General features: G+C 59.2%; 11 protein-coding genes. 4 read left to right on the top strand and 7 right to left on the bottom strand.

The features are described 5' to 3' along the window. Positions 1–117 precede the first annotated feature (117 nt). Positions 118–2,418 (bottom strand): ATP-dependent DNA helicase, encoded by a 2,301-nt coding sequence (locus AC3WTM_RS23980; RefSeq protein ID WP_102670275.1) that lies wholly within the window; start codon positions 2,416–2,418, stop codon positions 118–120. Continuing rightward, positions 2,415–4,082, bottom strand: a complete 1,668-nt coding sequence (locus tag AC3WTM_RS23975) for a VRR-NUC domain-containing protein (RefSeq protein ID WP_102670276.1) — start codon at positions 4,080–4,082, stop codon at positions 2,415–2,417. Before AC3WTM_RS23975 ends, AC3WTM_RS23980 begins: the two co-directional genes overlap by 4 nt. Before the next feature lie 195 nt (positions 4,083–4,277). On the opposite strand from AC3WTM_RS23975, the gene AC3WTM_RS23970 reads away from it, so the two are divergent. Beyond that, the gene (locus AC3WTM_RS23970) at positions 4,278–4,502 is read left to right on the top strand and encodes a YgdI/YgdR family lipoprotein (protein ID WP_056724775.1); all 225 of its coding nucleotides are present in this window, start codon (positions 4,278–4,280) and stop codon (positions 4,500–4,502) included. 137 nt (positions 4,503–4,639) lie between these two features. Next, positions 4,640–5,311 carry a lysozyme inhibitor LprI family protein gene (locus AC3WTM_RS23965; RefSeq protein WP_102670277.1) on the top strand — a complete coding sequence of 224 codons (672 nt, stop codon included), beginning with the start codon at positions 4,640–4,642 and terminating at the stop codon, positions 5,309–5,311. 46 nt (positions 5,312–5,357) lie between these two features. On the opposite strand, the gene AC3WTM_RS23960 is transcribed toward AC3WTM_RS23965, so the two are convergent. From AC3WTM_RS23960 to AC3WTM_RS23945, 4 genes are all read right to left on the bottom strand, one after another. After that, on the bottom strand, positions 5,358–6,443 hold the full coding sequence (locus tag AC3WTM_RS23960; protein ID WP_102670278.1) for a polyamine ABC transporter substrate-binding protein: 1,086 nt from the start codon (positions 6,441–6,443) through the stop codon (positions 5,358–5,360). Between the two features lie 75 nt (positions 6,444–6,518). Then, positions 6,519–6,860 carry a cupin domain-containing protein gene (locus AC3WTM_RS23955; protein ID WP_102670279.1) on the bottom strand — a complete coding sequence of 114 codons (342 nt, stop codon included), beginning with the start codon at positions 6,858–6,860 and terminating at the stop codon, positions 6,519–6,521. A gap of 29 nt (positions 6,861–6,889) precedes the next feature. Beyond that, the gene (locus tag AC3WTM_RS23950) at positions 6,890–8,296 is read right to left on the bottom strand and encodes an NAD(P)/FAD-dependent oxidoreductase (RefSeq protein ID WP_102670280.1); all 1,407 of its coding nucleotides are present in this window, start codon (positions 8,294–8,296) and stop codon (positions 6,890–6,892) included. A gap of 50 nt (positions 8,297–8,346) precedes the next feature. Further along, positions 8,347–9,165, bottom strand: a complete 819-nt coding sequence (locus AC3WTM_RS23945; RefSeq protein WP_102670281.1) for a helix-turn-helix transcriptional regulator — start codon at positions 9,163–9,165, stop codon at positions 8,347–8,349. Positions 9,166–9,431: 266 nt separating this feature from the next. On the opposite strand from AC3WTM_RS23945, the gene AC3WTM_RS23940 reads away from it, so the two are divergent. After that, complete coding sequence (locus tag AC3WTM_RS23940; protein ID WP_057716601.1) at positions 9,432–9,704, top strand: DUF1652 domain-containing protein; 273 nt, start codon at positions 9,432–9,434, stop codon at positions 9,702–9,704. A gap of 170 nt (positions 9,705–9,874) precedes the next feature. Here AC3WTM_RS23940 and AC3WTM_RS23935 read toward each other — a convergent pair whose 3' ends face one another. Then, a complete protein-coding gene (locus tag AC3WTM_RS23935; protein ID WP_102670282.1) occupies positions 9,875–12,349 on the bottom strand; it encodes a UvrD-helicase domain-containing protein in 2,475 nt (824 codons plus the stop codon). 279 nt (positions 12,350–12,628) lie between these two features. Between AC3WTM_RS23935 and AC3WTM_RS23930 the strand changes: the two genes are divergently transcribed. Continuing rightward, a complete protein-coding gene (locus tag AC3WTM_RS23930) occupies positions 12,629–13,324 on the top strand; it encodes a pirin family protein (RefSeq protein WP_102670283.1) in 696 nt (231 codons plus the stop codon). Positions 13,325–13,460 lie beyond the last annotated feature (136 nt).

Here is a 13,460-nt window from a genome sequence, read left to right as displayed (position 1 = left end):
TAGACGAAACCGGGGACCTGGTTGCCATATTTTCTGGTTTTAAGCAGGTGCAGATGACATTCCCTGACCATCTCGTCACGCTCCTCCATCGAATAGACGAACCTTCTGAGAATTGTGTCATAGGCGCTGTACGCATATGGCTGCAACATTGCGAGAATCCGTTGGCGCAATCGACCACCAGCGCGGCAGTAATTGCCTGACCTTGTGCTCGCCAAAACGGTCGTCGATCAACATCACCACCCCTTGATCCTGTTGCGTACGGATGACCCGTCCAGCGGCTTGTACCACTTTCTGTACGCCGGGGAACAGGTAGGTGTAATCGTAACCAGCGCCGAAAATCGCAGCCATGCGCTGTTTCAACTGCTCATTGACCGGGTTCAGTTGTGCCAGCCCCAGGGTGGCGATGAACGCACCGATCAACCGTGCGCCGGGCAAATCGATGCCTTCGCCGAACGCACCGCCGAGCACTGCAAAGCCAACGCCCTCGCCGTCTTCGGTGAACCTGTCGAGAAAGTCCTGGCGTTGTGCCTCGCCCATGCCACGGGATTGCGACCACAGTTTGATCCGCGGGTGCCGCTCGGCCAGCAACTGCGCCACCTGCTGCAAATAATCGAAACTGCTGAAAAACGCCAGGTAATTGCCGGGGCGTTTGTAGAACTGTCTGGCGATCAAGTCCACGATCGGTTCGAGAGAGGACTGGCGATGTACAAACCGCGTGGAAATCTGGTCGACGATGTGCACTTGCAGTTGATCGGCGTGAAACGGCGACTCGACGTCGATGCACACCGTGTCCTCCGGTGCTCCCAGTAAATCGGCGTAATAGTGCCTGGGGCTGAGGGTCGCGGAAAACAGCACCGTGCTACGCGCGGCGGTCAGGCGCGGGCGGATGAAGCCGGCGGGGACCACATTGCGCAGGCACAGTTGCGAGAGGTTGCGCTGGCGCTCGAGGTCGCGCTTGCTGATGTCGAACAGGAACTGCTCATCGAACAGTTCGGCGACCCGGCAAAAGTGCAGCATGTCGAAGTAAAATCCCTGCAACGCACTGTCCAGGCCTTGAGGGTGATCGTTGAGGTAGTCACCGATGTTAGCGCTGCACGATGACAGCGCCTGCAGGAGCTTTTCCGGCGCCTTGTCATAGGCCTGATAGGCGCCGGTTTGCGCGTTATGCAGGGCATTCCACTCGCGGTTGACCCGTTGCATGGGTTTTTTCAGCGCTTCGGGCGCGGTTTTGCGCACGCTGTTGAAGGTCGCCTGGTCGAGGCTGGCGCTGTACATCTGGCGGCCGCGTTCCACCAGGTTGTGGGCTTCGTCGACCAGCACCGCGACCTTCCAGTTGTTGGCCTGGGCCAGGCCGAACAGCAACGCGCTGAAATCGAAATAATAGTTGTAGTCGGCAACCACCACGTCGGCCCAACGCGCCATTTCCTGGCTCAGGTAGTACGGGCAGACATCGTACGCCAGAGCGACCTCGCGCAAGGCGCTCTGGTTCAACAGGCTCAGTTGACTGGCCGCCTGCCGTGCGGCGGGCAGGCGATCGTAGAACCCCCGGGCCAGTGGGCAGGACTCGCCGTGGCAGGCTTTGTCCGGATGTTCGCAGGCCTTGTCCCGGGCGATCATCTCCAGCACCCGCAACGGCGGCGCATCGGCGCTGGCAAGCATCACGTGCGCGGCGTCCAGGGCCAGTTGCCGTCCCGGGGTTTTCGCCGTAAGGAAGAACACCTTGTCCAGTTGTTGCGGCGCCAGCGCCTTGAGCATGGGGAACAAGGTGCCCAGGGTCTTGCCGATACCCGTGGGCGCCTGGGCCATCAGACAGCGCCCCGTGCTGACGGCCTTGAACACCGACTCGGCCAGATGACGCTGCCCCGGTCGAAAACCGGCATGGGGAAAGACCAGGCCCTGCGCAGCCAGATTGCGCCCTTCTCGATGGGCGACTTCCTGTTCGGCCCATTGCAGGAACCGCGCGCAATGCCGTTCGAAGAACTGTTGCAGCTCAATGGCGTCGAAAGACTCGACCAGGCAGGTCTCCTTTTCACTGACGATGTCGAAATACACCAGTGCCAGATTGATCCGCGACAGGTCCAGTTTCCGACACATCAACCAGCCGTAGATCCTGGCCTGGGCCCAATGCAATTGGCGGTGGTTGGCCGGTTGTTTGCTCAAGTCGCCGCGATAGGTCTTGACCTCCTCCAGGCAGTTTTGCCCGGGGTCATAGCCATCCGCCCTGCCCTTGACCCTCAAGGTTTGATACTGGCCCTCAAGGGCAATTTCGCTTTGGTAATCCTCGCTGCGCCGCGAGGCCACCGTACGGTGCCCGACGATACCTTCCAGTGCGGTCGGTGATGGTGTGAAGCGCAGGTCAAGGTCGCCGGCCTTGGCGGTGAACTCGCACAGCGCACGCACCGCAATGCTGTAGCTCAATCGTCCTGCTCCGCCCATTGCACGTAGCACACGGCGATGGGCATCTGGTGCTCATGGCAGAACTCCAGCCAGCGCAACTGGTTGTCCTGCAGGCGATCGCCCGGGCCCTTGACCTCAATCATGCGGTAGGTCTTTTGCTGCGGCCAGAACTGGATCAGGTCCGGCATGCCGGCGCGATTGGCCTTGATGTCCAGCAAGAGGCGGTTGAACCAGTGTTTGAGGTGCTCGGCCGGGAGGCAATCGAGGGCTTGCTCCAGCAACTCTTCGCTGAGCACGCTCCAGAACACGAACGGCGACTGCACGCCCCACTTGGCGGCATAACGTTCGCGGATGGTCTGCCGGTAGCGCCCGTCGTCGAGTTCGGCCAGGCAAGCCTGAAACAGTTCGGCCCGGCGGACATGGAAGTCTTCGCTGAGCAAATCCACCGGCCCGCGCTGGAACGGGTGAAAAAACGCCCCCGGCAAAGGCGCGAAGATCGCGGGCCAACAGAGCAGGCCAAACAATGAATTGACCAGGCTGTTTTCCACGTAATGCACCGGCGCCGAATCTTGCGCCAGATGCGCCTGAACATAGAACTCCACCGATAATGCCGGGTCTGTCCGGGGCAATTGCAGGTCCAGGCGCTGCATTTCCCGAGGCGGCGCCCGCTTTATGGGCGGCCCGCCGAGCTTGCGCCGCAGGCGTGGCAGGACACGAAGCAACTGTTGGCGTTCCGCGGCGCTTTGCGGTGCCTGTTCGGCCTGCACGGCCAGGTCCATCGCCTGTTCAAACTGGCCGCTACGTTCCAGCACGCGAATGAGCCGCGCACGCGCGCCGGGAAAGGCGCATTCGCGGTACAGGTTCAGGGCCATGGAGAAATCGGCAATGCGTTCGCAGTACTGGGCCATCTGGAACAGCAGCTTGCCGCGCCGGCGTTGCAACCACGGATTGTTCAGCGTCAGGCCCTTGATCCGCTCGGCCACCTCTTCCAGCGCTTCACCGGCCTCGAATTGTTGCTGGTATGCGTGCAGGAGGACGCAGGCATCCACGTCTTCGCGACTGCGCAAGCCACGGGACTCGGCACAGAATTCGACTTTTTCGTAGGTGTAGATACCGAGGTCGGCCAATACGAACTCCGACCAGTCCTGATACAGGTTGCCGAAAAACATCAGGCGCAGGCGATCGCACAATTGCATGATGGTCAAGCTGAACAGGCGCTCCTCCAGGGTCGGACACCAGTCGTTGAAGCTTTGCACCTGGGTAAACTGCTCGCACAGCGCCGGCAACCAATCGGCTTTCCTGCCTTTGGGTTGATCGATGACCGGGCCAAAGGCCTGGAGGATTTCACCCTTGAGAAGCACCTCGAACAGCGCTTCGACCGCCAACGGCATTCGCTCATCGACCCAGCCGAGCGCCAAGAGCGGCCCGACGGCGCAGCCGGTATCGCCGATTTCGTCATAGTGCAGTTTGCTCGCCCTGAAATGAACACCCTTGCGCATGACCATTCTGACCAGCAGTGCCTGCGACTCACGGGGTAAGCGCTTAAACTCATGAATGAAACGCTGCTCGTCGACGCTCAACACATCGGCAAAGCGCTGCTCAAGCCAATCAAGCACTTGCATGAAGTTGTTCAAGTAGTAGAACGGGTCGTCGAGGGGATTTGCGGTCACTGGAAAATGGGCCATGGCGAGAGATACTGGTTATGCATACAGATACCAGTTCCAGCCCGCGTGGCGCAATCGGAAAAGGATAAATGGCGGCGCGGTACGGAATTTTTCCCGGGCAGTAGAACTTTCTGCCCCCTGGCGGCACCAACCGCCATACGGGTGCAGTGACAGCCTCGGGCTGATGGCGCTGCTTTCAACGAACGGGAGGTGATTATGGACATCAAGACATTGGGCTTGCCCCTGGCTGCAGCGGCCCTGCTGGCGCTGGCCGGTTGCTCGACGCCAACGGTGGTGACGCTGCAGAACGGCACTCAATACCTGACCAAGGACATGCCGAAGACCAAAACCAAGGACGGGTTCTTTGAGTTTGAGGACATTTCCGGAGCGATGGTGAAAGTCAGGGCCGATGAAGTGGCGACGATTCGTGAGGAAGACTGACGTTTCTCCTGGCACGATGTGGCAGGTTTCGAGCACTGCTTTACACTCGATAGACCCCGTGCAACCGAATGACTGTGCAACGCTTCGACACATGCGTTGCAATACGGGCATCACGCAAAGACTCAGGTGACGCCGAAATGAAAATGGTCATGCCACTTCTTGCCTCTGTGCTCGCCGTCAGCGCGTGCATGACGGCGAGCCTGTGTGACGCTGCCACAAAGGCCAAGCCAAAGCCCTTGCCAACGTACAAAACCAGTTTCGATTGCGCCAACCCTCAGGCATCCGCCGAAAAACTGATTTGTCACGATGCTCAACTGGCGCGCATGGATCTGGAACTCAATCGCCTTTATCTCCTGGCTCTCAGCGACGACCATTCGGTGCCGCGCCCGAATAAGGTCGAGATTGATCAGCGGTTCTGGATTGAGTCCCGCAACCAGTGTGGTGGCGGGCCGCAAGACAAGGCGTGCGTCGTGCGAAGTTATGCCGAGCGTGCGTTCCAATTGCGCCAGGGTTCGGCCGTTGCGAGAACCAAAGACCCCAGCAGACTCACGGAAGGCCCGTTGGCTTATCGTTGCGCAGGGTTTAACGCATTGGTTGCCGCTACCTTTTTTATGGTCGAACCGGGCGTGGTGTTCCTGAAATGGGCCAACACCTCGGTGACGCTCAACCAGGTGCCGAACAATGCCGGAACCCAGTACACGGGCAAGGATTACAAAGGCAGCTACAGCTTCTGGCAAATCGACGATGACGTTTTTTTCCAGATACCCGGCTCAGGCCAGATGAGTTGCGCAGCCGAGCCGGTCGGCTGATGACGATGGCAAAGGGACGTCCTGTCCCGATCGCCTGACCAGGTCTTCAACTGCCGGTGCGAATCTTGTTCCACACTCGCGTGCGAATCCGGTCGATATTCAACGGCATGGCTTCCAGAGCAAACAGCTTGCCCATCATTTCCGGGCTTGGGTAAACCTTGGTGTCGTTCTTGATCGACGGTTCGATCAGACTGTCGGCCTGCTCATTGCCATTGGCGTAATGCACATGGTTGCTGATGCCGGCCATGACGTCCGGGCGCAGCAGGTAGTTCATGAAGGCGTAACCGGCCTTTTCATCCGGAGCATCGGTTGGCATGGCAACCATGTCGAACCAGATCGCGGCACCTTCCTTGGGAATCGAGTAGCCGATGTCGATGCCGTTGTTGGCTTCCCTGGCGCGGTTTTCCGCTTGCAGGATGTCACCCGAGAAACCGACCGCGACGCAGATATCGCCGTTGGCCAGGTCGCTGGTGTACTTGGACGAGTGGAAATAGCTGACATACGGCCGCACTTTCATCAGCAGGGCTTCTGCCTTCTTGTAGTCTTCCGGGTTTTTGCTGTGATGGGGCAACCCGAGGTAGTTCAACGCGGCCGGCAGCAGTTCGGGGCCGTTGTCGAGGATGGCCACGCCGCACTTGTGCAACTTCTGCATGTTCTCGGGCTTGAAGATCAAGTCCCAGGAATCCACCGGGACGTTCTCCCCCAGCACGGCCTTGACCTTGGCAATGTTGTAGCCGATGCCGGTGCTGCCCCACAGGTACGGGAAGCCGTGCTCGTTGCCCGGATCGTTGGTCTGCAACGCCTTGAGCAACACAGGGTTGAGGTTCTTCCAGTTCGCAAGTTGACTCTTGTCGAGTTTCTTCAGGGCGCCGCCTTCAATCTGCCGGGCCATGAAGTGGTTGGACGGGAACACCACGTCGTAGCCGGATTTGCCGGTCATCAACTTGCCATCGAGGGTTTCGTTGCTGTCATAGACGTCATAGGTGACGTCGATGCCGGTTTCTTTTAGAAAGTTTTTCGTGGTGTCTGGCGCGATGTAATCCGACCAGTTGTAGATCTTGACGGTTTCGGCGGCCTGGCTGATCGATGCAGCCAGCATCAGCGGGGCCAGAGTCAGTGTCTTTCGGAGCATGAGTCGATTCCTGTAGGTTTTTTTTGTTGGCAGGCAATCAAAGGATCAGCTTTCAAATTTCAACGAATTGAAAACTCAAAAAATCAGCACGTAGGTCTTGCGCACGGTTTCCTGGATGTCCCAGATGCCGAGGCTGTTGGCCGGCAACATCAGTGCGTCGCCGGCTTCTATGTGAAGGGGCTCGCCACCCTCCGGGGTGAAGGTGCAGCGGCCCTGAATGAAGTGACAGAACTCCTGGGCGACGATCTGCCGCCGCCATCGTCCGGGGGTACATTCCCAGACACCGGTCTCGACGCCGTCGTCGCGTTCGACGCTGGTGGTCGAAGCCACGGCCACGGGAGTTCCCAGGGGCACGGCGACCGGATTGGATTCCTCCAGTTTCAGGGTTGCGGTGTTTTTGAACTGCGTAATGCTCATGAGAGTACCTGTCGATGTAGAGTCGCTGTTTAGTGCATGAAACCTTCCATGAAACCGGCCACCCCGCTGGCCAGCCTGCGCCGCCAGGGCGCTGTAGCCGGGTTGGCCAGGGTCTGGTCCTCGTGGACAAAGCTGCGGATGATCGCGTTGTAGCCGAGCCAGCGGATCGGCTCCGGCTCCCAGGCCCGCAGGGCGTCGAGGCCGCGCTGGGGGATGACCCACGGTTGGCGTACCAGATCGGTGTCGCGCCCCAGGATCAGGTCGGCCAGCGTGCGGCCTCCCAGGTTGCTGGCACCAACGCCCTCCCCGCCATAACCACCCGACAGGGCAACGCCGTTGGCCCGGTCGCAAAGCATGTGTGGCTGGAAATGCCGGGACATGCCCAGGTTGCCGCCCCATGAATGGGTGATCTGCACGTTCTTCAACTGCGGGAACAGTTCGCCGAACAGATAACGCCGCAGGTGTATTTCGTCAGCGCTCAGGTCGAAGTCGTGGCGCAGCTTGCCAGCGAACTGGTACCCGCCACGGGCGCCAAAGATCAATCGGTTGTCAGCGGTGCGTTGACCGTAGGTGACCTGGCGACTGGCTTCGCTGAATGCCTGGCCGTGACTCAGGCCGATTTCGTCCCAGATGGCCGCCGACAAGGGCTCGGTCGCGACGATCAGGCTCTGCACCGGCAACTGATAACGCCCCAATGGCGGCAGCGTCACGGAGTAGCCTTCTACTGCCGGCACCACCCAGCGACTGCGCACCGAAGCTTTGGCCGTGCGTAGGCTGCCGGGCTGCCAATGGGTGACCGGGCTGTTTTCGTAGATTCTGACGCCCAGGCGCTCCACAGCCCGGGCCAGCCCGCGTACCAGCCTGGCCGGGTGGATGGTCGCCACGTGCGGCGCGTAGATACCGCCGTAAGGTTTGGCGACGCGGATCTGTTGCGCGAGTTGTTCCGGGGTCAGCCAGCGATAGTGGCTGTCGTTGAGGCCCTGGCGGTGGAGATCGTCCAGGTAGTGACGCAGGCTGGCCTCCTGCTCCGGATAGCGTGCGGCGCAATACAGCACTCCGCCTTTGCGGTAATCGCAGTCGATTCCCTCACGTTCGAGGACAACCTTCACTTCATCCGGAATGCTGTGCAACAAAGCGTAGGAAGCGCGGCGCTCTTCGGCCGGAAGATCGGCCAGCAGGCGATCTTCACCCAGCAAATTGCCCATCAGCCAGCCACCATTGCGTCCCGACGCGCCGAAACCGGCGGTTTGCGCTTCGACGATGGCGATGTTCAGGTCAGGTTTGTGCTGCTTGAGGTAGTACGCGGTCCAGAGTCCGGTATACCCCGCGCCGATGATCGCCACGTCGACATCCAGGTCCCGCTCCAGCGCCGGACGTGCCAATAGCGGCTCGTCGAGCTGGTCCATCCACAAACTGATAGTGCGCCACGCCGGCATGCAAGACTCCGCCACTCAAACTTCGATGACGTCGATCCTAGTGCGTGGGCTCAGGCGCTGTCTTGCGCGCGTGCACGCAAAGAAATTTGTTTGACGTAAGCCTTGGGGGACTGGCCGGTGTGCTGGCGGAAACAGCTGTAGAACGCCGACAGCGAATTGAATCCGGCAGCGAAGGCCAGTTCGTCGATGCGCACTGGCGGCATGGCGGCATCCAGCGCCGCAAGCAAATGTTGCAGGCGCGCCTGGTTAACGTAGCGATAGAAGCTCTGGCCCAGCACCTGATTCAACAGGTAGGAAATCTGGTTGCGGCTGTAGCCACACTCCTTCGCCACTCGCTGCAGATCGAGCTCCGGGTCCAGATATGGCTGTTGGCGCTGGAAATACTGCTGCAGGTCATCGGCCATGAAGCTCAACTGGCGAGGCGACAGCCCGAGCCGGCTGACAGCCGGACGCTGGTTGCCGGACGTTTTGCTGCCGGGTTGTTCGTGCACCAATGAAGCATATTCATTGACCCGCCAGATCAGCCCGTCCTTGACGGTGATCGCTTCGCTGGCGCGCAACGACACCAACCCTTCACCACCGCGCAAGGTGATGCGGTACTGAATGAACGCAGTGTTGCCGTCCAGTCGAATGCGGTCGGAGTGTTCCAGCGCTTCATCCGGATCCCGGGGCATGCTGCTGCGCACATATTCGCGCAATTCGTCCAGGCCCATGACCCGGTTCTGGAAAAAGTCGTTGTACTGAACTTCAGGGTGATAAAGCGCCATGACGCCGTCCAGATCCCGGTGCTTCCAGCGCAAGTGATAGCGCATGACCGTCTCGCCCGTGGCTTGGGTTTGCAGCGGGCCATCATGATCATCGGCGTGCATTGAACATCTCGACGGGAAAAGACCGAGCTTGCCCAACTTCCGTTTTGTCTTCAACGACTAAACCGATGATGGCTTGTGCCCGTAACTGGCCGATAAGCCTGACCTGAATCAAAAAAAGCGCCGGCAATCGCCAAACGACCTGAAAAATCCACATTCTTTTCACATCCGAATGCTACTTTTAACCACTGTCACTGGTTGAACCAATGAAGGTTCTTCCCTCCTACCATGAGCTAAAGGAAGCGCTCGAAAATGAAGGCGGGCAACACATGAATAAAGGGTTCAGTAAGGTTACGTTTCCAAACGCCTGCCAGCTGATGCGCTGGCATTTTCATCCCATGGGTTTCGAGGCGAGCATGGACGCGCCGGGCAGTATGATTGCCCGTCTTTTTGATCGTGCCACTGGCGAGACCATGATCGCCATTGCTGGTATTCCGTGCGCCACCGTCATGAATGCCGCGGATGTGGAACGAATAATCGAAGCGGTCGAGGACGAGCTTGAAGCCTTCATCCCACCGGAGGCCTTCAAGAGTTACGCCTGAAGGCTCACTGACTGAAAAGCCCACTTCAAGTGGGCTTTTTGTTGAGCGCTTCCCTGTACCTGTAGGAGCGAGCTTGCTCGCGATGGTCGTTAACGATAACGCGTATTTACTGGCTAACCACGGCGCTCTTGAATCCATCGCGAGCAAGCTCGCTCCTACACCTACAGAAGTCAGGCGGTGATTTGGCTTTTACGATGGTCGACAAAAAACGCTTTGCCCTTGCCGATCCGGTCGGAGGCCTTGGGCATGTTCGCGGCCTGGGTGTCTTGTGCGTCGACGTACCAGTAGCAATGGCTGACAGCGCGGGTAATACCCACGTAGGCCAACCGCAGGATCTCGTCCTTCTGGGCATTGTCATAGGGCTCACTGTCGCCGGCCTTGCCCAGGCCCGCCATCCGGTAAACCTGATTCTTGTAAGGTGAACTGGTCAGGTGCTGGCAGTCGCCCAGCAAAAACACCGCATCGGCCTGGAGGCCCTTGGCGCTGTGATACGTCAACTGCTTGAGCCTGCGGGCCTCATACGGCAAGCTGGAATCAACATTAAGTACTGATTGAATATGCTCTTCTATCAATAATTTATCGCTGCTTTTTCGATAAAGCATCAAGATCGAATCGCCCTTTCGATAATGCTCCATCAGGCGTTGGGCCATGCCCTGGTCATCTCGATCAAGGACGTTCACCGGCAGCAATGCCTTGGGTTCACCGCTGGCCTTGGCTTTCTTCCCGGCAATCGCCGGTGCCGCGCGCACGATGTGCTCGGCGGCATCGATGATGTGCTGGTGGCTGCGGTAGTTGTCGCTGAGCATGACCTTGGTGGTGCTCGGCGACGGGAACTCCTTGTTGAACTCCATGAAGTAAGTCGGCGAACTGCCTCGCCAACCATAGATGGACTGCCAGTCATCGCCCACACAGAGCAACGAGGAACGCTGGGCTCCGCGCCCGACGTGCATGGCCGGCCCGCGACTGCGGATCTCTGCCAGGCTGGCCCTGATCCAGGAGACGATCTGCGGCGAGACATCCTGGAATTCGTCGATCATCAGGTGTGACAGTGGCCGCAGCAGCTCATCGCCGAGCAATTTGAGGTTCTCCGGCGAATGTTCGCTGAACAGGGCGAACATTCGGTTGTAGGTCATGATCGGCGGCTTCTGATCCAGCAAATGATCTTCCAGCGCCCGCCAGTACAGACTCAAGGCTTCGAAGAAGAACCGGTCGGGATCGTCCTTGGCGAAACTCATCCGGGCCACGGCGCCCGGCACGTCCAGCCCGAGGTTTTCGATGAACCCGGCGGCGGCGACAAAACAATCCAGCAGTGGCGCTGAAGCGAGCTCGCCCTTGACCTTGTAATCGAAGCCCGGCCCGGCGCTGGCATCACCGGCGAGCGAGGCCAGAACACGTCTTGATGATTCGTAACTATCCAGCCATATCAATGGCTTACGACAGAAAGCTTGAAACAGGGTGCGTTTTACTGCCCACTCTGCGCGCACCGTCAGCTTGGCGTTTGGTCGCGTCACCTGCGGGTTCTCCCGAGGATCGAACCCCAGCACCACCCAGGCATCCAGCGACGGGATGTAGCCGTGACAATGGAATGTCGACCCGTTGATATCGAACGACTGGCGATTCGGTTCGATGCCCTTGATGGGCCAGGCACCGGCGCGAAACCACAGGTCCTCGATGGCGTCGCACAGCTCTTCATCGCGTTTGGCCGCAAGCTCGGTAACGCCCATGCGTTTTTGCACATCCGGGTGATCGCGCTCCAGCTCCTTGAGTTGCAGGGCATGCCGGGACAATGGCTTGATCAACTCGCGAAAACGCTCATCGTCACGGTGCAGACGGTGATAGCAGGCATTGAGCTGTTGGCGTTGGGCGTCGTTGATGCGCAGATCAAACGGATTGCTGTCGACCTCCTCATCACCCTGTGCAGCCCGCAGGCTGAGGTTTTCGAAAGCCTGTAAACGCTCGAAACCCGGAAGGCTGCGCACCATCGGCAGGATCCGCGAGTGAAAGGTGCGCACCAGGTCCCGCGCCTCCTTGAAACTGATCCCGCGGCCCCAACGCGCAAACAGTTCGATCAGCTTGTTGATGAAGTCCTTGCGCGACTCGCGGGTGAAGGTCACCACCGTCATCGAACTCAGCTCGAAGCCCAGATAGTGGGTCAACAGCAAGATACGCAGCACCAGCGTGGTCGATTTGCCTGCACCGGCACCCGCGATCACCGAGGTGGACGGGGTGTCGCTGAAGATCATTTTCCACTGTGCGGCACTGGGCTGGGCATGGGCCGGCAACAAGCGGGCGACATCGGCCTTCATGCGCTTCTTCAGCTCGGCGCTCAACGGCAGGCGCCAGTCGTCGAACAACAGGTCATCGACATTCGGCGGTCGGTGTTCAGTGCAGCGCGAGTCGCGGATCAGCAGGACCTGCCGGCCCTCTTCCAGCCCCTCGAGCTTGCCTTCCTTGTAGCCGTAGTCGACCCCAGCACTGTGACCGCTGCGAAAACCGTCGGCCTGGCCATGCAACCACGACGCACGATGCTGTGCGTGCAGGCGGGTCAGGCTGTAACCGAAGAATCGGGCGAGCAATCGCTTGATCAGCGGCATCTCGGCCAGTGGGCGAAGTTCAGGCGGGAGATCGGGGGTGTGTTGCGGCACGCGGACTGACTCCAGGGTGTGAGGCTGTTGAGCGCTATGGTGTCTGCATTTGCCGTTGAGTTCTAGTGAATTGCTTATGACTCATTGGCTTATGCGATGAAGTGAAGGCTGAATGAGAGCCTTTCGAGGTTACTTAATATCAATTAATTCGATTGGAATACTGCATTTTTTACGCTTTTTATCGATTGTTGCCTGTTGGATGATGGCCGTCATCACTCACCGGTCTCGCTTCGTGGCTCAGGCACCTGGCCCCATGACGAACCTTTTCTGGAGACGATCATGCTTGAACTCAGACCTTTCAACTCGCTCGGCGGTGCTCACCACGGCTGGTTGGATGCCCACCATCATTTTTCGTTCGCCGAATACTACGATCCCAAGCGTATGAACTGGGGCAACCTGCGAGTCTGGAATGACGACGTGATCGCGCCCGGCACCGGTTTCCCGCAACACCCGCACCGCGACATGGAAATCATCACCTATGTCCGCGAAGGCGCCATTACCCACCAGGACAACCTTGGCAACAAGGGTCGCACCGAAGCGGGTGACGTCCAGGTCATGAGCGCCGGTACCGGGATCGCTCACAGCGAGTACAACCTGGAAGCGACGCCGACCAGGATTTTCCAGATCTGGATCATCCCGAACGAGTCCGGCCTCGCGCCGTCCTGGGGCGCCAAGCCATTCCCGAAAGGTAACCGCGAAGGTTTTGTCACCCTGGCCAGCGGCAAGGAAGGCGATGATCAGAGCCTGCGCATCCGCGCCGATGCCCGGCTGGTGGCCGCGAACCTCAAGGCCGGCGAATCCGCCGAGTATCACCTGGACAACGGTCGTCGCGCCTACCTGGTACCGGCCACGGGTGTCATTGAGGTCAATGGCTTGCGTGCACAAGCTCGAGACGGTGTAGCCGTTGCCGATGAGCAGGTGCTGCGGGTGACTGCGATTGAGGACAGCGAAATCGTTCTGGTGGACCTGGCTTGATCAGGTAATTACCGGGCGGCACAAAAAAGGGGCGACCGTGATTGGTCACCCCTTTTTTTGGTTCTTCACGGATTGCCGGGAAAGACGCTCTTGATCTTCATGAAAAAGAACTCACTATCCCGGTAACCGTACGCCA

Source organism: Pseudomonas sp. EU05-FHT14B02, from assembly GCF_058791055.1.
The sequence above is the reverse complement of the archived record's forward strand: the minus strand, read 5'-3'. Positions and strand labels throughout refer to the sequence as shown.

Coding starts and splice junctions, on each gene's coding strand:
- AC3WTM_RS23975 (WP_102670276.1), bottom strand. CDS start 4,082: ATGGCCCATTTTCCAGTGACCGCAAATCCCCTCGACGACCCGTTCTAC.
- AC3WTM_RS23970 (WP_056724775.1), top strand. CDS start 4,278: ATGGACATCAAGACATTGGGCTTGCCCCTGGCTGCAGCGGCCCTGCTG.
- AC3WTM_RS23965 (WP_102670277.1), top strand. CDS start 4,640: ATGAAAATGGTCATGCCACTTCTTGCCTCTGTGCTCGCCGTCAGCGCG.
- AC3WTM_RS23960 (WP_102670278.1), bottom strand. CDS start 6,443: ATGCTCCGAAAGACACTGACTCTGGCCCCGCTGATGCTGGCTGCATCG.
- AC3WTM_RS23955 (WP_102670279.1), bottom strand. CDS start 6,860: ATGAGCATTACGCAGTTCAAAAACACCGCAACCCTGAAACTGGAGGAA.
- AC3WTM_RS23950 (WP_102670280.1), bottom strand. CDS start 8,296: ATGCCGGCGTGGCGCACTATCAGTTTGTGGATGGACCAGCTCGACGAG.
- AC3WTM_RS23945 (WP_102670281.1), bottom strand. CDS start 9,165: ATGCACGCCGATGATCATGATGGCCCGCTGCAAACCCAAGCCACGGGC.
- AC3WTM_RS23940 (WP_057716601.1), top strand. CDS start 9,432: ATGAATAAAGGGTTCAGTAAGGTTACGTTTCCAAACGCCTGCCAGCTG.
- AC3WTM_RS23930 (WP_102670283.1), top strand. CDS start 12,629: ATGCTTGAACTCAGACCTTTCAACTCGCTCGGCGGTGCTCACCACGGC.